The organism is Lyticum sinuosum, assembly GCF_034471385.1.
Lineage (GTDB): Bacteria > Pseudomonadota > Alphaproteobacteria > Rickettsiales > Midichloriaceae > Lyticum > Lyticum sinuosum.
Map to the genome: position 1 here is coordinate 81969 of NZ_JARGYU010000001.1, position 22856 is coordinate 104824.

At 23.7% G+C, this 22856-nt stretch carries 13 protein-coding genes; 2 read left to right on the forward strand and 11 right to left on the reverse strand.

The window, feature by feature from the left end:
* Window positions 1-118 precede the first annotated feature (118 nt).
* Window positions 119-3916, forward strand: a complete 3798-nt coding sequence (locus Lyticum_RS00355; RefSeq protein ID WP_322498350.1) for a hypothetical protein — start codon at window positions 119-121, stop codon at window positions 3914-3916.
* A gap of 136 nt (window positions 3917-4052) precedes the next feature.
* On the opposite strand, the gene ileS is transcribed toward Lyticum_RS00355, so the two are convergent.
* The 3 genes from ileS to Lyticum_RS00370 form a co-directional block, all read right to left on the reverse strand.
* Entirely contained in the window at window positions 4053-7334 is a 3282-nt protein-coding gene (gene ileS, locus Lyticum_RS00360; protein ID WP_322498351.1) for an isoleucine--tRNA ligase, read from the reverse strand.
* An 88-nt stretch (window positions 7335-7422) separates the two neighbouring features.
* A complete protein-coding gene (locus tag Lyticum_RS00365; protein WP_322498352.1) occupies window positions 7423-7698 on the reverse strand; it encodes a flagellar biosynthetic protein FliQ in 276 nt (91 codons plus the stop codon).
* Window positions 7699-7860: 162 nt separating this feature from the next.
* Entirely contained in the window at window positions 7861-9003 is a 1143-nt protein-coding gene (locus Lyticum_RS00370; protein ID WP_322498353.1) for a hypothetical protein, read from the reverse strand.
* A gap of 277 nt (window positions 9004-9280) precedes the next feature.
* Between Lyticum_RS00370 and Lyticum_RS00375 the strand changes: the two genes are divergently transcribed.
* Window positions 9281-10018, forward strand: coding sequence for an SDR family oxidoreductase (locus Lyticum_RS00375; protein ID WP_322498354.1), 738 nt, complete (start codon window positions 9281-9283; stop codon window positions 10016-10018).
* Window positions 10019-10056: 38 nt separating this feature from the next.
* On the opposite strand, the gene Lyticum_RS00380 is transcribed toward Lyticum_RS00375, so the two are convergent.
* The 8 genes from Lyticum_RS00380 to sucC form a co-directional block, all read right to left on the reverse strand.
* Complete coding sequence (locus Lyticum_RS00380; RefSeq protein ID WP_322498355.1) at window positions 10057-10914, reverse strand: VanW family protein; 858 nt, start codon at window positions 10912-10914, stop codon at window positions 10057-10059.
* A gap of 130 nt (window positions 10915-11044) precedes the next feature.
* Window positions 11045-12406, reverse strand: coding sequence for a Tol-Pal system beta propeller repeat protein TolB (gene tolB, locus Lyticum_RS00385; RefSeq protein WP_322498356.1), 1362 nt, complete (start codon window positions 12404-12406; stop codon window positions 11045-11047).
* A gap of 134 nt (window positions 12407-12540) precedes the next feature.
* Entirely contained in the window at window positions 12541-15468 is a 2928-nt protein-coding gene (gyrA, locus tag Lyticum_RS00390; protein WP_322498357.1) for a DNA gyrase subunit A, read from the reverse strand.
* A 158-nt stretch (window positions 15469-15626) separates the two neighbouring features.
* Window positions 15627-16097 carry a hypothetical protein gene (locus Lyticum_RS00395; RefSeq protein ID WP_322498358.1) on the reverse strand — a complete coding sequence of 157 codons (471 nt, stop codon included), beginning with the start codon at window positions 16095-16097 and terminating at the stop codon, window positions 15627-15629.
* Between the two features lie 63 nt (window positions 16098-16160).
* Window positions 16161-16544 (reverse strand): preprotein translocase subunit SecG, encoded by a 384-nt coding sequence (secG, locus tag Lyticum_RS00400; RefSeq protein ID WP_322498359.1) that lies wholly within the window; start codon window positions 16542-16544, stop codon window positions 16161-16163.
* A 359-nt stretch (window positions 16545-16903) separates the two neighbouring features.
* Window positions 16904-19102, reverse strand: a complete 2199-nt coding sequence (gene priA / locus Lyticum_RS00405) for a replication restart helicase PriA (RefSeq protein WP_322498360.1) — start codon at window positions 19100-19102, stop codon at window positions 16904-16906.
* A 65-nt stretch (window positions 19103-19167) separates the two neighbouring features.
* Window positions 19168-21288: a flagellar biosynthesis protein FlhA gene (flhA, locus tag Lyticum_RS00410; RefSeq protein WP_322498361.1), complete on the reverse strand. Its 2121-nt coding sequence runs from the start codon at window positions 21286-21288 to the stop codon at window positions 19168-19170.
* 368 nt (window positions 21289-21656) lie between these two features.
* A complete protein-coding gene (sucC, locus tag Lyticum_RS00415) occupies window positions 21657-22820 on the reverse strand; it encodes an ADP-forming succinate--CoA ligase subunit beta (protein WP_322498362.1) in 1164 nt (387 codons plus the stop codon).
* Between the last annotated feature and the right edge of the window lie 36 nt (window positions 22821-22856).

Consider the following 22856-nt stretch of genomic DNA (forward strand, 5'->3'; position numbering starts at 1 on the left):
TTACTATTAAGTATTAAAATTAGTATTAAAAATATTATAAAATACTAAAATAATTTTTATACTGTTTAAAACTTGATTATTTTTGTTTTATTATTAATAGATGTTTAAATCTATCATTATGGAAAAATTTAGTAAAGCTATATATTACTTTTTATTTAGCTTAATAATATCTTTAATATTAGTAATTTTTTCATTAAGAATTGATAAAAATTTTAATATAACTTCTAATAATAAAGATTATAAAGAAATATTAAAAATTATTCCTATTTTTATTAATGTCAATAAAGAAATAAATCAAAATTATAATTTAAATGTAAAAAAAAGTTTAAATAGCTTATGTTTTGAAATAATTTTGACAATTAATCAAATCAATATAACTAAAAATTATTTACATGATAATTATCAAAATAATAGTTATTTAAAAATAACATTAGATTTTTTTTCATTTTTTAAAAAAAACAATGAATTTATTGAAGTTTATGGAAATAAATTGGATTTAAAAATTAATAAAGAAAATATTGCATTTTTACAAAATATAATAAAAAATAAGTTATATACAAATGGTCATCAGACTAATAATATAAATATTAAATTCATTTTAAGCAATATTTCTTTTTTTTTTAATGATTTAAATATCTCAATTAATAATAATATTTTAGACAATACAAATATATCTGATGAATATAGTGTTAATAATAAATTAAACATTTTTTTCCCAAAAATTTTAATAAAAAAAGAATTAAATAATATTATTATTAATAAAACAAAAGTTTTTTTAAACAACGCTGATTCTATTTTTAATGCGGATATAAAATATAATAATAATAATATCAATTTAAAAATTAATTTAAAAAACACTAATTTAGCACTTTTAAATAACTATTTAATAAAATACTTTAATACTATTTTATCAGGTAAAACAGATATAAATTTATTAATAAAATATAATTTTATTGATAAAAAATTAGAAAGTGATATACAAAATCAAAATAATAAGATATCTGTTAACTTTAATGCTAGTAATATAAAAATTATTAATAATTCTAGTTTACTTACTATAAATACTATACCATTTTCTTTAAATTTAGATTGTGAATCAGAATGTTCTATTATTAATATAGTATTAATTCCTCTATATATAAATAATGAGCTAGCTTTTAAAAATATAGCTATAAAAGCAAAATATTATATAAAGAGTCGAGTTATAAAAGGTTTTATTAATAATAAAACAAATAATTATTTTAATAATGATATTATACCTATTTCATTTTTTTTAAATAAAAATAATTATAATTTATCATACTTATTGAGTAATATTGATACATTTTTATCTATAGAAGATAAAGATCAAAAAAATTTTTATAAAAAAAATATAAATATTGATAATAATATAAAATTAAATCAATCTAATGTATTATTTTATTATAAAGATAAATTAAATAGCAATTATCTTAATATTGAACATATAATAAAAATATGGCCAAAGAATTTATTACCTGATTTAAGATTATGGATCGATAAAAATATTAAATCTGGATATATAAATACAATTAATTTTGATTTTGATTTTAATACACATGATTTCACAATAAAATGTGATATTGTAGATTACATGATGAATTTATTTGCAAAAAATTTAAAAAGTTTAACTTCTTCTCGAGCTGAGCTTATTATCAATAATAACAAAATAAGACTTTATTCATCAAAAGTATTTTTACAAAATGATAATAAAGATACAATATCTTTATCAAATGTAGAAATAGATATTAGTAATTTAAAAAAAATTCCATCTAAATTATTAAAAGTAAAAGCAAAAATTAATGAAAAAGCTGAATATCTCATATATTTTTTGCAAGATATGTGGAAAATTAATAAAAGTGATTTTTCTTTAAAAAACGGACTAATTTCAGGAGAAATTAATTTTTCTATACCACTAAAGCAGGAATTATCTTTTTCTGATATAAAAATTAATTCTAATGGAATAATAGAGAATATAAATGTTATTAAATATTTAAATTTAAAAAATATTGAAAATTTAAAATTAAAAACAAAAGAATTAGAAATAAAATCAAAAAAAATAAGCTTTCAAATAACTGATAATAAATTTATTTTTTTTGGAAAAATTGCAATAAATGATATTATAATAGAGAATCTTGTAGTTGATTTTCTTTTTAATGATTTTTTTCATAAACATAAAAAAAAGGTATATTTTAATTTAAAATCTCCAAAAAAGATATTAAAATTTATTTTTCCTAAAATTGATCATTTTGATAAAATATTTGATAATAATTCTGGAATGATTGTTGGTAAGTATATTTCTGAAGCAAATAAAGAAAATATAGAAATATTTATAAATACTGATGAATTTTCTGATAAGATATTAAAAAATTTTGGAAAAAATCCTATTTTTTTTATAAAAATACAAAAGAAAATAAATGAAAAAATTGATATAATATCTAATATAAAAAAAGATAAGATAAATCAAGATTATCAGGATAATAAAAAAATAAAATCTTGGAATATAGATACTTTACTCTTTGAATCATCTAATTTTAGTATTATTGGTACAGGATCTATTATTAATGATGAAAAAACTATAGAAACATGTTTATTTCATCAAAAAGAATTTTCATTTAAAGAAAAATTAAAAAAAATAAAGGAAATTTTTGAACAAAAACCCTTTATATTAGAAACACAAAATTTAAAACTTATTCAATATTACACAAAAAATATCGATATTTTATTTAATATACATGATTATCAAAATAAGAGTTTAAATGTAAGTAATATCGAAGATAATAATGAATTACAGTTTGAAAATTATAATTTTAATGAAAAATTTATTACAAATAAAGAAATAAGATTATTAATAGAAAATAGTAATGATAAGTATAATATAAAATTACATATTCCTTATTTAGATTTTTCTAATATAAATTTCAAGAATTTATTTAAATTATATAAGTATAATAATCTACAAACAAATAATCACCAATATATAAATATATTATTTACTTCTGATTTTATTAGAGGTAATTTTAATAAAAATCTGCAAAATTTTTATTTAAATATTAAGAAACATCCAAATAAAGAATTGATTCTTTTAATAAATAGTGATTTATCTTACTCTTCTCAATTTAATTCAAGTTTTTTTAAAAATAAAAATATAGAATCTGTAAAAAACAATATAATTCAAAATTATGAAAATATAAATGAAATCTTAGAAAAGAAAAATGGATATTTATCAATTTTTTATTCATATCCTGTTGCTTCTTTTGTATCTAATAATATAGGACATTTTTTTCAATTTGGTGGATTTAATAATGATATTTCAAATGGACAAATCGAAATTAAATCTTCTTTTGAAGATAATTCTTATAAAGGATTTGTAAAATTAGATAAAATTTCTTGGGTAAATGCTCCTTCAGTATCTAATTTATTAAAATTAGTCTCAATAAGCTCTATATTTAGTTCATTACATCAGATTTTAGGAGGTAAGGGCCTGTACATAGATCATAGCTTATGTTCGTTAGATTATAATCCTCAAAGTGAAATTATTAAACTAGAAGATTGTATAATTAGTGGTCCTTCATTATATTCAGATTTTGATGCATCCTATAAAATTAATACAGAAGAATTATATATTGAAGGAATTATTACACCACATCATTTCTTTCATTCTACAATTTTAACACTTGGTATATTTTTTCCAAAATTAAGAAAAATCCTTCTACATAGAGATAAAAATATTAAAAATTTTATATATGAACAAAAAGTCAATGGGGTAACTAATTTCACAGTAAGACCACTATCTATGATTGTTCCTTGGTTTTTCGGAGGATTATTTAATATTAGAGATATGAATAGTCAAATAACTGTACCAATATCTAGAAATCATACTTATAATTCAGACTAATAAAATATTAAAAAATATAATTAGGTAATATTTAACTTTTTTGTAAAAATTAGTTAAATTATTTTTAGTATCACTTTTTTTATATTTTTTATTTTTTTATAGAAACAATTTTATTTTATATAATATTTTTATTATATTATTTATTATTATCTATACTTAGCATAATTTTACATTTATCTATATCAAAAATAGTATAAAATTTATAATTCTCAAGTTTATTTGTTGTTAATATAATATCTTCAGATAAAACTTGAGATGATATATATTTATCCCAATTATTTATTGCTTTTATAATTATTTGATTATCTTTATCGTCATCTACCCAAATTTTAACTTTAATGCGATCCATAACATTAAATCTAGAATTTTTACGTAATTGTTGAATATGACGTATAATATCTCTAGCTATTCCTTCTTCTATAAGATCTTGATTGAGTAAAGTCTCAATCATCACTAGTCCATCCTGAGATGGTAATGCTTTACATACAATATCTGAATTATTTTTAGGAATAAGCTGAAAATCGTACATATCTTTTTCTAAAATAATATCAGCAATATATAAATTATTATCTTCATATTTCCATTTTTGATTCTTTAATGCTGATATTATTTCTTTTGTTTTATGAGGAATTTTTTTGCCAATAATATGTAAATTTAAAATAAGTTTACGATCAGCATACTTATCTATTTGATCTGCATTTAAATTAACCCATTTCTTGACATTTATTTCATCAAGAACAAGCTGTTGTAATTTTTCGTTAAATTTATTATCACTTATACCAATAAAAATAACTGACGATAATGGCTGTCTGACTTTAATTTTATATTCATTTCGTAAAGAGAGTGCAGTAGAACAAGCAGATCTTATTCTCTCCATATTAGTTATAATATCCCAATCTATATCATAATCATCATAATTAGGATATGATATTAAATGAACACTATTATTCTCTTGATTATTATCATGATGTAATCCTAAATATATGGCTTCACTAATCAATGGTAAGAGAGGAGCTGATATCCTACATATTAAATCTAGTATAGTATATAATGTGTTATAAGCTTGTAGTTTTATACTAGATAACTCATTTTGCCAAAATTTTTCTCTAGATCTTCTAATATACCAATTATTTATTATCTCTAAAATTGTTTCAATTTCTAAACAAGCAGAGATAATATCATAATTATTCATTGATCTTTTTACATTATTAACACTAATTATAGTTTTTGTTATTATGTAATGATCTAATATCTCATCTGAATTTAAACTAAAAGTAGGATTAATTTTATCTATGTTTGCATAAGTTGAAAAAAAATTATAAGCACTCCAAAATGGTTTTATGACCATACGTAGAGCCTCTTTTACATTATCAGCATCTTTATTGATAATGATTTCTTCTCCTCTTAATGCTTGCGAGGAGACCATTGCCCATCGTAATGCATCACTACTTATTTCTTCAAAAACAATCATAGGATCTGCATAATTTTTTAAACGCTTAGACAATTTTGTTCCTCCTTCACCTAATACAACTCCATGACATATACAGTTATAGAATGGTGGTTTGTTAAATAATGCAGTTGATATTACCATAAGAGTATAAAACCATCCTCTTGTTTGACCTATATATTCTACAATAAGATCTGCCGGGAAGTTTTTTTCAAACCAATCTTTATTTTCAAATGGATAATTTACATGAGCAAATGGCATAGATCCACTTTCAAACCAACAATCTAAAACTTCTGGTACTCTACGTAACTGAGATTTCCCAGTTGGATCAGATGGGTTAGGTTTGACTAAATTATCTATCTCAGGTCTATGAAGAGAAGAAATTTTTACACCAAATGATTTTTCTAATTCTTCAATTGAACCATAAACTTCAGTATGTGGATAATTTTGATCATCACTTATCCATACTGGAATTGGACATCCCCAATATCTATTACGTGATATCGACCAATCACGTGCATTTTCTATCCATTTCCCAAATATACCGTTTTTAATATGAGTTGGAACCCAGTTAATTTTTTGATTATTATCAATCATCTGATCTTTTATAGCTGTTACTTTCAAATACCATGATGATATAGCTTTATATATAAGAGGTGTATCTGTTCTCCAACAATGCGGATAATTATGAATATATTGTTCTGTTTTAAGCCATAATCCTTGTTCTTTAAGATATGCTATAATTCTATCATTTGTTTCAAACACTTGTTCTCCAATAAAGTCACTCACTGGAGAAGTAAATCTTCCTCTAGAATCGACTGGACAAACAATTTCAATATTATATTGACAACATAAATTATAATCATCTTCTCCAAACCCAGGTGCTATGTGAACTATACCTGTACCATCTTCAATAGTAACAAAATCAGCAATCATTATTTGAAAAGCATTATTATGCTTTATAAAATATTTAAAAAGTGGATGATATCTTGTATGTGCTATATCTTCTCCTTTGCATTTTAATACTATGCTTGAATCACTATCATATCCTATTTCATCAGCATATTTATCAATAAGAGCTGAAGCTATAATATAACATATATCACTATTTTTAGAAAAGACTAAACTGTATTCTATACTTGAACCAACTGCTAACCCAAGGTTAGATGGCAGAGTCCAAGGTGTTGTAGTCCAAGCCAAAGCATAAAATTGTATTTTATTATTATTTTCTTTATTTTTAGAATAACTTTTTACAATATCAGTTAATTTTTCTGATAATTCTGTTATTTTAAATAAAACAACTACAGACTTACTTTTCTTTTCCCGATAAGAATTATCCATTTTTGTTTCAAAGTCAGAAACTGGAGTTTCACATGCCCATGAATACGGCATAATTCTTTCTGATTGATAAATCAAACCTTTATTGTACATTTGTTTAAATGCCCATATAACACTTTGCATATATCCTATATCTAATGTTCTATATGGATTTTTATAATCTACCCAACGGGCTTGTCGTGTTATGTATTCTTCCCAGTCTCTGCTAAAATTCATTACCGAATTTCTACAATCTTGATTAAACTTCTCAATTCCATATTTTTCAATATCAAATTTTGTTGATATTCCTATTTCTTTCATAACACCCATTTCTGCTGGTAAACCGTGGCAATCCCATCCAAAACGACGCATTACTCTTTTACCAAGCATTGAATGATATCTTCCTGCTATATCTTTAATATATCCGCAAAGTAGATGTCCATAATGTGGAAGTCCATTAGCAAATGGTGGACCATCATAAAATACATATTCTTCTTTTGGTGTTTTACCACCAGGATTTAATATGGATTTTTCAAATATAGAATTTTTTTCCCAAATCGATATTATATTTTTTTCTACATTTGCAAAATTAGGATTAACTTCATATATAGGATATTCTGAAAATATATTGTTTTTATTAGATGTTTTTTTCATAATTTTTAATTATTTTTGTATTTTCTATATATATTTAATAAGTATTTATTATAAGTATTTTGTAAGTTTTTATATTTTTATTTATATACTATATTCCAATAATAATAGACATTATATTATTATAATAATTTGATATTTGTTCTCCAATGTATGGAAGCATAAATGCTAATAAACAACTCACTGCGATTAATTTAGGAACAAAAACCAATGTAGGTTCTTGAATTTGAGTCATTGCTTGAATTATACCTATTATAAATCCAATAATTAGAGCAGTAAGTAAAATTGGTAAAGAAATTGATAATAAAAGCCATATAGTAGAACGTGCTATATCAATGATCATTAGTTCAGATAGTTTTATAATCATATTTTATTATATCAGTAATGTTTATTAGTAGTATATGTAGAATTAACGATATTAAGATGTTTAAATTATATTAATATAGATTTTTTTACTTTTTATTATATTAAATATTTTAAATCGAAATAAATTTATATATTCATAAAATTCATGTAATAAATATAATTATTATTTTCCATTAATAATACTTTGTAGTGTTCTTAAATTCATTTTTTTTGATAAATCTTGTAAAGAATAATTATTGACACGAAGATTGTTTACATCTGTTTGTTTTATATTTAATAGCAAATTTTTTTTATCACCATTTGCTAAAATATTCGTAACAGAATTAGAAAAATTTTCAACACTTTGTGTTTTTGGAGATAATCTGATATCTTTTGTGGTTTGTAAATATCCATTTAGATAAGCAATTCCTTTTATTAAATCTGAATAATTTTCTATTTCTACTTTCCCATCAATTGTATTAACACGATTTTTAAATGCTTTATTACCTTTAATTATTTGTCTTAATCCTTTATATTCTTTCATATAAAATTTACAGCAATCAGTTATAAAATATGTTCCTGATAAATCTGTACTAAGTACTTCTCCTTCTTCATTTTTAATAATTTTTCTTTTGTTATTAGAATAAAAATTTAATCCATTAAGTAATGATTTAGATTCTTTTTGATTATAATCATCATCTGTTAATTTTATAACATCAAAATTTTTAGAAGATATAGTATAATTTCCTGCAAAAATATAATCATCTTGAATTTTAAACATTTTTTTTGCTGATGCTTTATTTTCTTCTGTAAAATCTATAAATTCAAAATCAGTTACTTTTATTAATAAATCTTCAATATTTACTTTATTATCTTTATCATTAAGATAATCAAAGTTTATATCAATATCAGAAAGATATTTTCCATTTTTTTCTAACAAAAATTTATATAATGGCTGTGAAAAAGAAAATTTTGCATAATTATTTATATAATCAGAATTATTTATTTTATTAATCTTATTAATGTTTTTCTTTGTTAGAAGAATCAATTTATTTAAATTTTGATCATCTTTTAAACGATAAGATATAAAAATTTGAGGTATATTATTTAAATATATTGATTTATCAAATATTTTTGTTTTAATTTTTATATCTTCTATTCCAACAGATATATTTCTATCAAAAAAACCATAACTAACTCTGATATGGGAAATAATAACATCTATATTCCAAAATAATATATTTTCTGTTTTTATTTCTCCATAAGATAAAATGATATTTTTATTTTCTACAATTTTTTTAAAGTTATCAATTTTTTTTTCTAACAAATATTTTATTCCTAAAATAATAGAATAATTTACAATAATTAATAATATAAAAAAATATATACTATATAATATTGTTTTTTTACATTTTTTATTTTTTAATTTGAACATATCAAATGCTAAAATATATTTAATATTATTTATTATCTTTAATAGAGCAATAGCATTGCAATTCTTAAATATCAAATAAATAAAAGTATAATTTACTATTTGTAATTGACAAAATACTTCTAAAGGTTGATAATATTAATATTATATTAAGAAAAAAAATGTTAAAAATATGCCTTATATAGTAAATTTTAAAGGAAAAAATGCGATCGTAACAGGAGGAAGTAAAGGAATAGGCAAAACTATAGCTATAAAAATGAGAGAATCAGGTATAAAAGTTGCTATTCTTTATATAGGAAATGATGATGTAACAGATCTCTGTAAAAATTATGATATTAAAGCAATAAAAGCTAATGTTGCAAATTATTCTGAATGTCAAAAAGCTGTAGCAGAATCTGAAGAATATTTTGGTGAAAGTATTGATATACTAATTAATAATGCAGGAATTACAAGAGATAAGATGCTTCATAAACAAGAAGAAAAGGGTTGGTTAGATGTTATTAATGTTAACCTAATATCTGTGATAAATATGTCACGATGTGTAATTGAAAAAATGCGTGAAAAAAAATATGGAAAAATTATTAGTATAAGTTCTGTTAATGCTAATGGTGCTCTTGGACAAACAAATTATTCAGCTTCTAAAGCTGGAATTGAAGGATTCACTAAAGCACTAGCTCTTGAAAATGCAAAACTTGGAATAAATGTTAATGCAATTGCTCCAGGATACATAAACACTGATATGGTTAGTGCAATTGATCCAACTACACTAGAAAAAATTAAAGAAAAAATACCTATGGGAAGATTAGGAACAACAGAAGAAGTAGCTTTTATGGCAATGTTTCTTGCAAGCTCAAATGCTGATTTTATTACTGGTGCAGTTATGGCAGTTAATGGAGGAATGAGGATGTAAAATCTATTATTTATAATATAACACTTTAAATTAATTTTTTAAATTATTTTTACTTGATATTTTGATAAATCAGGTTCATAGCATACTTTACTAAAATTTTTTACCATCATTTCTTCTCTAAGAAATATTGGTGAGCTATTTTTATTTTTAATAAATACTTTTCTCCATATCTCATTTGATCTATACCATAAATCATCAATTTTGATGAAAAAATGCTCTTTTTCAAAAATAGAGTATTTTATTTGAGGTAGAGAATTAGTTCTGATTTCTCCTTTCAAATTTTTATCATCAATCCAAACTTTGATTTGAAATAGAGATTCAGTATTATTTGTGATCTGCAAATCTACATAATTCCAGAATATAGCTGCTCCACTCCCAAAAGGTAAAATACGGTTATTATCAGGAAATGGATCAAAACTATGTATACTTCTTTGTGTAATTTCCAATGGCGTATGCCATGCCATCCAATTTAATAAATTTGCAATTTGACAAATACCACCACCTGTACCTGAACGTGGCTTACCTCTACAAAGCTCCATTCCCTCAACAAAACCACGTTTTTTTGTAGGTAATCCAACAACTTTACAAAAAGAAAATGTTTTTCCTGGTTTTATAATAATACCATTAATTTTATTTACAACAATTTGTAAATTTTTGATTTTATTAATCTGCAATTTTTTATAGAGTTCATCTGAACTATGTTTTTTAATAAGACGTGATTTATGATATGTATATCTATATGGAAGAACTTCAATTTGAATATCTAATTTGCTAACATATTTGTTTCTGTATAAAGCAAAGCATATTATTTTAAAAATTCTCTTCTGCCAAACTCTAATCCAGTATACAAGAGGATAAATTTCACTTAATAACTTCTTATTGGATGATAATTTCATCTAAAAATAAACAATAATGCGTTATTAAATACTTAATGCAATACTGATTTGGTTATATCAGTAGTTATATTGTATATTGTGTTATACTTTATAAAATTTTATAAAAAATAATATTTTTTTCTACTATTTCTTATGGTAAAAGCGGAGACCAAGCTGGATCAGAAGCTGAAGTCTCAGTATTAATAATTCTCTCACCATAACCTGTTATATCTATAGCGCATATCTTACTTCCTTTTCCTCTTTCTTGTCTAGTAAAAATAATAGCTCTTCCATTGGGAGCCCAATCTGGCCCTTCTTCTAGCCAACTCGATGTCATAATTCTTTCATCTGTACCATCAGGTTTTATAATCCCAATAAAGAACTGTCCAGATTTTATTTTAGTAAAAACAATATAATCTCCTCTAGGTGACCATACTGGAGTAGCATATGTTCCATCTCCAGAGCTGATACGATAAGAATTTGTACCATCTCTATTCATAATATATAGTTGTGATCTTCCTTCTCTGTCAGAACTATAAACAATTTTACTACTATCTGGAGAATATGATGGGGAAGTGCTTATAGTTCCATTATCATTTGTTAAACGACGCATTCCTCCACCATTAACTTTGTTTAATATATCAACCTCATAAATAGATGTTGAACCATTCTTTGCAACAGACATAGCCATTGTTTTTCCATCTGGGGCGAATCTTGGAGCAAAAGACATACCTTGAAAATCACCAATCTTTGTTTTAATTCCTGTCAATATATCTATAACAAATACCTGTGGAACACGTTTATAATATGACATATAAGCTATACGATTATTCTTTGGATCAAATCTGGGAGTTATAACAATATTATTATCGTCACTTAGATATCTTAGATTATTACCATCTTGGTCCATTATTGCTAAGCGTTTTTTTCTATTTTTTCCTGATCCAGTTTCAGAAATATAAACTATATGTGAATCAAAATACCCTGAATCTCCTGTAATTTTATAATGAATTTTATCTGCAACTTTATGAGCTAAACGTCTCCAAGAGGTATATTTTATTTTATATATCATTGCTTCAAGTTGTTTTTCACTATATACATCCCATATTCTAAACATTAGTTTTACTGCTTGCTCTTGAGGTATAACTTCAACTTTACCAACTAATAAAGCATTGACATTAATTTTTCTCCATTTCTCAAAATTAGGTCGATTACTAAAATCAACAACCTCTGGAAATGCACTATCATTTATAGGTTTGAAAAGACCTGATGATTCTAAATCATCAGAAACAATTTTAGTTAAAGTAGAACTTATTCCATTAGATTCAGAATTTATTGGAGTGAATGTTTGAATTGCTATTGGTAACGGCTCAAAATGACCTTTATTTACATCAATTTTAAGAATACCAAAGCATTTAGATAATGAAAAGTAAGAATATATACAAATTATTAATAATAATTTAATAATATTATTAAAAATAAATTTATTAGTAATAAAAGATAATTTTAACATGTTACTTAATTATTTGTAGTATATTTATAAAATAGTTTATTATTTTATTTAGTTTAAATTAAAAATTTAATAAATAAAGATTATTTTATTCAGATTTTTACATTTTTACAACTTTATAAAAATATTCTTTTTATTTAATTAAAATCTATATCTTCTTCAATTATTTTACTCACAGAGCAGATAATATCATTAGATTGCAAATTCATTACTTTTACTCCCATAGTATTCCTGCTAGTTATTCTTATATTATCAACAGAAACACGAATCATAGTTCCTTTATCAGTAATTATCATTATTCCGTCATTCTGTTGAACTGGAAATGCTGAAACTACAAGACCACGTTTTGTCATATTACTTACACCTTGAACACCTCTTCCTGTAGGTCTATATTCGTAAATAGAGCTACGCTTTGCATACCCTTTTTCAGTAATAGTAAGAATAAATTTTTCTCTTTCAACCATCTTGATTATATCCAATGCATTAATCTTTTTTTCTGATATTTTTTCTAAATTATCAGATAATTTCTTAATTTCTAATAATGTACTTTCATATATAGCTTTATCTTCTTGTTTTTTATTCTTTTTGATTAAATTATTTAATTCCATTCTGTTATTAACAGGTAATCTTAAAAAAATCTCTCGAGTATCAGAACTTACATCTAATACTGATATCATGCAAAGAGATACAACGGCATCTGTTTCTTTTACTAAACGTACTGCTCTTACTCCGGTTGATGTTCTTCCTTTGAATACTCTAATAGCTTTTACAGGAAATCTAATAGCTTTTCCGTATTTTGTTGCTAATATTATATGATCATCTTTTTTACAAAGAACAACTCCTATAAGACGATCATTATCCAATTTTATTGCAATTTTTCCATTATTTGGGATATTACTAAAATCAGTTATTAGATTACGACGTGCATACCCATTGGCTGTTGCAAAAATAAAATAATGCTCATTATCTTTATCTTCATACTGATTATCATCAGTAGAATTAATATCTATATTATCATTTGTTGATGAAGTTTTTAAATAATCGTTTTGTTTTATTAAATTAGATTTAAAATATTCATCACCAATTGCAAGAACGCTATTTATCTTCTCATTATTACTTAATGGTATAAGATTAACGAGGGCTCTACCTTTACTATGAGGAGATCCTAGAGGTAATTTATATACTTTAATACGATATACTTTTCCTAAATCAGAAAACATCATAATACTATGATGAGTTGTAGTAACAATTACATCTGTTATAACATCATCATCATGGGTTGACATTCCACTTTTACCTTTTCCACCTCTTTTTTGTTCACGATAACTATTAAGATGTGTACGTTTAACATATCCAGTACGAGTAATTGTAACAACCATTGATTCTTGTTTAATTAGATCTTCCTCATTAATATCAGTTGCTAAACTACTTATCGATGTACGACGAGGAACAGAATATTTATTTTTTATATCTAAAAGCTCCTCTTTTATCATATTTAATAATTTTTCCTTTGATTGAAGAATACTGATGTAATATGCTATTCTATCAATTAATTCTTTTACTTCATCATTTATTTTTTTGATCTCAATGCCTGTTAACCGCTGAATTCTCATTTCAAGAATAGAATTAGCTTGAGCTTGTGTTAAAGATATAAAATTATTATTAAACTTATTTCTATCATCGTTTATTAAATTCAACATATCAACTGTTTCATCTGCAATATTCCAATTTTTACTTATAAGAATAGTTTTTGCACTATTAGGGTCTTTTGTCTCTTTTACTATTCTAATGACATCATCAATATTTTCTATAGCTGTCATCATTCCAACTAATAAATGAGTTTTATCTCTATCTTTATTTAATAAATAATTAATACGTTTTGTTACTATCTCTTCCCTGAATTTAATAAAATGAGTTATAATATCAAGACAATTCATAATTTCTGGTTTCCCATCTTTAAGAACTAACATATTTACACCAAATGATGTTTCCATTTGTGTATATTTATATATTTGATTTAAAACTACTTCAGGATCTGTACCACGTCTTAATGAAATAACAACTCTAATACCTAATTTATTACTTTCATCAGATATATCTACAATTCCATCGATTCTTTTATCTTTTGATGCAATTTCTATATTTTTTACTAATTCAGATTTATTAACTTGATATGGTATTTCAACAATAATTATAGAAGATCTTCCATCCTCACTCTCTATCTGAGTTTTTCCACGAACTGTAATAATTCCTTGTCCTTTTCTCATTGCACTATTTAATTTATCTATTCCAACTATTTCTCCACCAGTTGGAAAATCAGGCATAGTAACAATTTTTATTATTTCTTCCAGAGTAATATTTGGATTATCTATATAAGAGCAACAAGCATCTATAATTTCACCTAGGTTGAATGGAGGAATATTTGTAGCCATACCTACTGCAATACCATTTGCTCCATTTACTAGAACATTAGGGAACTGTGGTGCTAGATATTTAGGCTCAATCTCCGATCCATCATAATTCTCTTGAAAGTCTACTGTATTAAATTCAATATCATCTAATAATGAATATGCCAATTTTGATAAGCGTACCTCAGTATACCTCATTTGTGCTGGAGAATCACCATCTATAGATCCAAAGTTTCCTTGACCATCAATCAAAGGAGCAGATAAAGAAAACGATTGTGCCATTCTAACCAAAGCACCATATATTGGGGAATCACCATGAGGATGATATTTTCCCATTGTTTCTCCAACTACTCTTGCTGATTTAAAATAAGTACGATTTTTATTTGCCATTCTATATAATGTATATAGAATGCGACGTTGAACAGGTTTACATCCATCACGAACATCAGGAATAGCTCTACTAACAATAACACTCATAGCGTATTCTAAGTAGCATTTCTTCATTTCTGTTTCTATAGAAGATATGCTAACTTTGTCAATCTCATTACTTATCTCTATTTGTTTTCTTTTTTTTATATTAGAAGATAATTTTAACAAATCAGATGTATTTTTTTCAGAATCTATATCTGAAATACTATTATCAATATTTTTTGACAAATTATTTTTAACAATTTTGAATTTAGTGAATAAGATATTATTAAAATAATAAGCACTAAAATGCAAACTTTTTCTATATTTTATTTATATAATACAACTAATATTAGAACTCAAAAAAATTGTAAAAATATATTGTAAATGACTAAAATTTAATTGGATTAATATTTAGTATAAATATCCCACTCTTTGGCAATTTCGTCTAATTTATTAACATAATAAGTTTTTTGTCTTTGTACACTATATAATAAAAAAAATTTTATAATTCTTGATAAAACAATATATATAAAAAATCCAACAATATTTGTCATAACTATATCCTTTGATATATTTTCATTTTGACTTAATAAATAAGATGTATCTTCTATATCTGTATTTATTACAAAATAAATCAAATAACGAGAAACTGATATAAAATTAAAGATTATTGTATTTATTGCACAATAAATTTTTCCGCAAAGAGCAATAATAACAGCAACTATTACTGGAAAAAACATAAAAGTGAAAATTGTTGCAGTTCTAGGATAAAAAAACCAACAATAAATTAAAGTAAGAATTATTATTAAAGATATGAGATAAAAAACAACTTTTGCTGAAAACATATCTTTTGTAATATGATCATAAAAATTCATAATATATATAGATAATGAATATATTTTATTAATTTTGTATTTTGTTAGTATTATTGAATAGAATTATTTTTTATTTTCAGATAAAATTTCATCTTTGCTCAAAAAATTATTATCTTCATTAATTTGTTGATTTTTCAAATTTTCTATTTGAGAATCTTTTAATTTATTATTAGTGACTATTTCTTCAATCAATATTTTAGATTTTATATTTTTTTGATAAGAAACTCTAGCAATATACATGCTATTTAACAAAAATATAAGAACTAAAAACCAAGTAATTTTAACTACTACTGGAATTTTACTATAAATATTTTGTCTACCTACTGCTCCTAAATTTGTCTCTCCACCTAAACTTGCCACAGTATCTCCACTGGGCTTTTGTAATAAAACTATAATAATCAAAACAAATACTATAATTGTTTGTATAATTACTAAAACATTTTCCATTTTATTATTGTAAAATTTTTCGTTATGAAATTTCTATAAAATTAATATGTATTATATTAACTTATAAATTAATATTTTTTAAAAATAAAGTACTTATTCAAGATAAATTTTATATAATTATTAAGAAATTAAATAAAAAAATTGATAAAGTTCTTTAATAGTAAATATTTACATATTACTTTTTACATTATTAATTTGCTATTAAAAATTATTTTTAATAATTTTATTACTAAATAAGTATACATAAATATACATAAAGTATTTTGTCTATATATCTGTTTTAATATTCTGTTTTAATATTCTGTTTTAATATTATATTATTTATAAAAAATAATGTAGAAGATTTTTCCATATAATATTTAAAAAAAGCTATATGGGTCTATATCAACTTTGATTCTTACAGTTTTTGGTAGTAAATCTCTAGAATCTAACCATTTTTTTATGATTAATTGTATATTAAGTTGTTTATCAGCAATAATAATAAATAGATAACGATAATATCCACGAAGTTTGTAAAAAGGAGCAGGACTAGGTCCCATAATTGTTAATTTATCATTTTGTTGTGGTGCTTTATCGCGTAATATTTTAGAAGCTTTCAAAGTTGTAATTTCATGATATCCATAACAAGTAATTAAGGCCATACGTGAAAATGGTGGACTATTTGATAATTTTCGCATTGCTAATTCATGATCTATAAACGATTCTTGATCATAGGATACTATATATTTTAAGATAGTACTTTGAGGTTCTTCAGTTTGTAAGATAACTTTACCTTGCACATCCATTCTTCCTGCTCTACCTATTACTTGATGAAGTATTTGATAAGTTTTTTCTACAACTCTAATATCTATAGATAAATAACTCGGAGTTGCTTCAGGAACAACAATAAGATGTAATTTAGGGAAATTTAAACCCTTTGCAACTATTTGAGTTCCAATAATAATATCTATATCTCCATTATATATTTTATTAATTATATCTTGTGATTTTTTCACAGAATTAATAGTATCGCTTGCTAGAATGGCAATTCTTGATTCTGGAAAAGTATTTAGAACTTCTTCTGCTACTTTTTCAACACCATATCCATAGTGTAATATTTCAATATCTTTATTTCCACATAATATACAATGACCATTATAATTATGATGATAATTACAATAATGACAATTTATAGTATTATTTTTTTTATGATAAACGAGATGAAAATCACAATATGTACAACGTATTTTTGCTGAGCATGAGGTACAAAATAAGATTGTAGTATATCCTCTTCGATTTATAAAAATTAGAGACTGTTTTTTTTCATTTAGAGTTTTTTTTATTTCAGAAATAGTTTTTTGATGAAGAATAGGTAATTTTTTTATTATATCATTATTTGTTGAATTATTTAATATTTTTAAATCATTTATTAAATTTTTATTATTAATATTATCAATATCAATATTATTATTTTGTTTATTATAAGAATGTGAAGAATCTTCTATTTTTTTATAAGATTTATTATGAATTAATTCCTGCAATGAATACATATCAGTTCTTACAGATTTCATATCTATAATCTGAATTTGAGGAAGTTTAACACCAGTGTATCTAGTATTAATAGTATGAAGAATATATTTATTTATTCTGGTATTATAGACACTTTCTATTGATGGAGTTGCTGAGACTAGTATTATTGGAATATTTTCAATTTTAGAGCGTACTACAGCCATATCTCTAGCATTATAAATAATTCCTTCTTCTTGTTTAAATGACGAATCATGCTCTTCATCAACTACTATTATCTGTAAATTAGCAAATGATAAAAACAAAGCACTACGTGCTCCTACAACAACTTTAATATTATTATTTTTTATACCATGCCAAATCAATGCCTTTTGTTTAGGATTAACATCTGAGTGCCAAACTACTACTTTTCCTAATACTTCAGTAAAACGTGAGAACATCTGTGTGGTCAATAAAATTTCAGGAACTAAAATTAAAGCTTGCCCATTTTTTTTTATAATATCTTCTATTATTTTAAGATATACTTCTGTTTTTCCTGATCCTGTTACTCCATGTAATAAATGAACAGTTGGATATTCAAAATTATTTATTTTTTGAAAAACTAAATTTTGTTCATTATTTAAATTAATTTTAGAAATATTATTATAATTTTGTATATTACTACATAATTTATATATTTTTTGCGATTCTTCTAAATCTTTTGTAAAATTCTTTACTCTTTTTAAAATAGAAGAAATAGCCATTTTGTAAATTACACCATAATTTATAATATTGTAATCAGCTACCCAAAATAAAAAATCTATAAATTTTTTATTTATTACAGAAATAACTTTATATATTGATTTAATTTTGTTCTTTTCAAAAGAAAATATATTATTTTTACTATTTTTATCATCATTTGTTTCTTCAGTTATTCTTCTGTATATTATTCCTAACGTTTTTTTATTTCGTAATTCAACAATCACTAAAGTTCCATTTTCTAATATTTCATCAAAAGAATAAGTTAAATAAAAATTTATATTTATAGGTAATATTATTTCATAATAATACATGCTTTATATTTTTTATTCATTATTAACATTTTTTTATTCATTATTAACAATTATTAAAATTATTTTTAAATACGTCCTACTGTTTTAATTTTTGCTTTTGGATGAATTTCACTTTGAGACATAACAACTATACTGGGGCGAAATCTTTCTATAATATTTCTTATAAAAGGTCTTAAATGAGGAGATGTTAGAAGAACAGGAATTATACCATTACGAGCTTGATTCTCAAATTCACGATTAACTGTGAGAATAAAATCATTTAAACGACTAGGTGGCATTGCTAGAGATTTATCATCACCATCACCTATAATATTATCCATAAATATTTGCTCCCATTGTGCAGATATTGCTAAAACTAGGATATATCCATCATTATTTGCATAAGCCTTACATAGATGTCTTGACATTCTATATCTTACATGCTCTACCAATCTGCTAATACCAGGGTTTTTATGAGCAATTTCAGATATTGCTTCAAGAATGGTGCCAATATCACGTATTGCAATCCCTTCGTTTAAAAGATTTTGCAATATGCGTTGCATCATTATCATACTAATTTGAGTGGGAATAAAGCTATCTGCTAATTTTCTGACATCATCAGATAATCCATTAATAAGATTTTGAACATCACTATAAGATAATAATTCTGATATATTTTCTTTTACAACTTCAGCAAGGTGAGTTATGAGAAGAGTAACAGGATCAACAACAGTATAATTATTAAATATAGCTTCTTCTTCGAAGTCAATACTTATCCAACGTGCTGGAATACCAAAAGCAGGTTCATATGTATCAATTCCTGGAATAGTAATATTTGGAATTCTTTTAGTATTAATAAGCATTAAATGATTTGGTTCAATATGAAAAGTTCCGCATGCGACATCTTTTATCTTAATTACATATTGCTTTGGTTCAATATCAACATTATCTGTAATTCTAACAGATGGTAGAATAAAGCCTAATTCTTTAGCTAGCCGATTTCTTAACTTTTTAATTTGGTCAGTAAAATTAACATCATCTTGTAATTTAGAATTTGCTAACATTAGAAGTGAGTAGCCTAGTTCTATTCTAATAGGATCTACTTGCAAAGAGCGTATTAATTGTTGATTATCAGATTTTTCTCCATTATCATCAGATTTTTTAGTATTTTCATTTTCTAAAGACGATGAAATATTATCTTTTTTCTTGAATAGAACAAAATATATAATACCACCAATACTTGAAATTATAGCAAAAGGAATAAATGGTACTCCAGGAACTAATAATCCAAATATCATTAGTAAACCAGAACTCACAGCAATAGCATTTGGATATCGTACTAATTGTTGAATAATAACACGATCAATTGGTTCATCAGATCCAGATTTTGTAGCTAACAACCCTGCAGCAACAGAAATAATAAGTGCAGGTATTTGGCTTACTAATCCATCTCCTATAGTAAGCACAGTATATGATTGTAGAGCTCCTGAGAATGTCATATCTTTTTGTCCAACTCCAATCATCATTCCACCTAAAAAATTAACAAATGTTATCAATAAACCTGCTATTGCATCTCCTCTAACAAATTTATTAGCTCCATCCATACTTCCATAAAAAGAACTTTCATCTTCTAATTTTTTACGTCTTTTTCTAGCTTCTTCTTCTATTATAGCTCCAGATGATAAATCTGCGTCGATAGCCATTTGTTTTCCTGGCATCGCATCTAAACTAAATCTTGCAGCAACTTCAGCTATTCTCCCTGAACCTTTTGTTATTACAACAAAATTTATAATCGTTAATATAATAAATATTATTGAACCTATAATAAATGAACCTTGCATTACAAAATAACCAAATGCTTTTACAATATGCCCTGCTGCTCCTGGGCCTGTATGACCATTAGATAGTATTAATCTGGTGGTTGAAACATTTAAAGCCAACCTTAGCATGGTTACAATAAGTAATAAGCTAGGAAAAGAACTAAAATCTAGTGGTTTATCAATGAACAATACTGTCATCATTATTAATACTGATATAGATATCGAAAAACATAATAGAATATCCATAATAAATGGTGGAACAGGAAATAGCATTACACTTATAATAGCTAGAATCGCTGTTGCAAAAAAAACTTGCTGATACTGATTTAAACTTTTCAGTTTATTTGCATAAAATATAAAAAAATCTTTTAAATTTTTATTATTCATATTATTCATGATAGGAAAATTTTAGTAATTATCATATAAAATATACTTTATTGTTAATTTATAGATTTTATCTTTTTAAAAAAGTAACTTGTAAAAGTAGAATAAAGTTTTAATCTTTAAAAGAAATATTAATAAAAGAAATATTAATAAATATGGTTTTATAATATTAATAATAAATATTAAAGGTAAATCTATCTCATAATAAATTGTTCGACAATGTATTAATTATATCATTATATTTAATTTTTCTGTTAATTTATATATATATTCAAATATAAATCATTTTATTTTCTATAAAGATTGTTTTTCTTTATTTATTATATATTATTAACTAATATTCTATTTTTGACTGATTATATATCATTTATTTATATACATTTATTAATAGCAAAAATTGTTGCTTCATCAAAATCATCTATAATATGTATTATACTTGAAGGCGATTCTTCATTAAAATCATTTAAAATTTTTTTTCCAATCTCTGCATTAAATCCATTAAATCTGACTATAATTGGAATATTTAATAAATTTAAATAATGCTTCTTTATTGCTAAAATAATCCCTTCTGCAAATAGATCACAACGCATTATACCACCAAATATATTTACAAATATGACTTGAATTTGTTTATCTGAAATAAGTATATTAAATCCTTCAATTATTTTATCTATAGCAGCACCACCGCCAACATCTAAAAAATTAGCAGCTTTACCTCCATATAAATGAATTATATCCATAGTTGCCATAGCAAGTCCTGCACCATTTACTATACATCCTATATTCCCATTCATTCTTATGTAACATAGATTATGAATTTTAGCTTTACTTTCAAAAATATTATCTTCATCATTTAAATACGAAATATGGTGTTTATAAATAGCATTATCATCAATGATAACTTTAGCATCAAGTGGTAAATATTGATTATCATTTGTTACAACTAAAGGATTTATTTCAAGCTGCATTAAATTTTTTTCTACAAAAATTTGATAAAAGTTTCTTATTAAATTTTCAAGATTATAGTAATTACTTTTTTTTTTAAAAAGCCTTCTAAAATGAAAATTTTTAAAGCCTATTAATGGATCTAAGTTAATAATATGAATTTTTTCATCAGAAATAATATTATCAATATTAATTCCACCTTCTTCTGAAACTGCAAGACTAATACAATAATCTTTATGATTTATAATAAAAGATATATATATTTCATCAGTAAAATTAACTTTTTCTTCGATATATATTTTTTTTACAATTTTTCCAAAATTATTAGTTTGAGATGTTATAAGTCTTTTATTTAACATACTAGCAGCTATTTCAGCAACTTCTGATACTGAAGATGCAGTTTTTATACCCCCAGCTTTACTACGACCTCCTGCATGTACTTGAGCCTTTATAACAACAGATTCTGCAGAATTTAATAGTTGCTTTCCAACTATTAAAGCTTCATAAACAGAAGTAGCTAATTTACCATTTGGAATATTAATACCATAAGATTTTATTAAATTTTTTGCTTGATATTCGTGAATATTCATTATTTACTCTCAACAATATAATAATACTTTTATTAA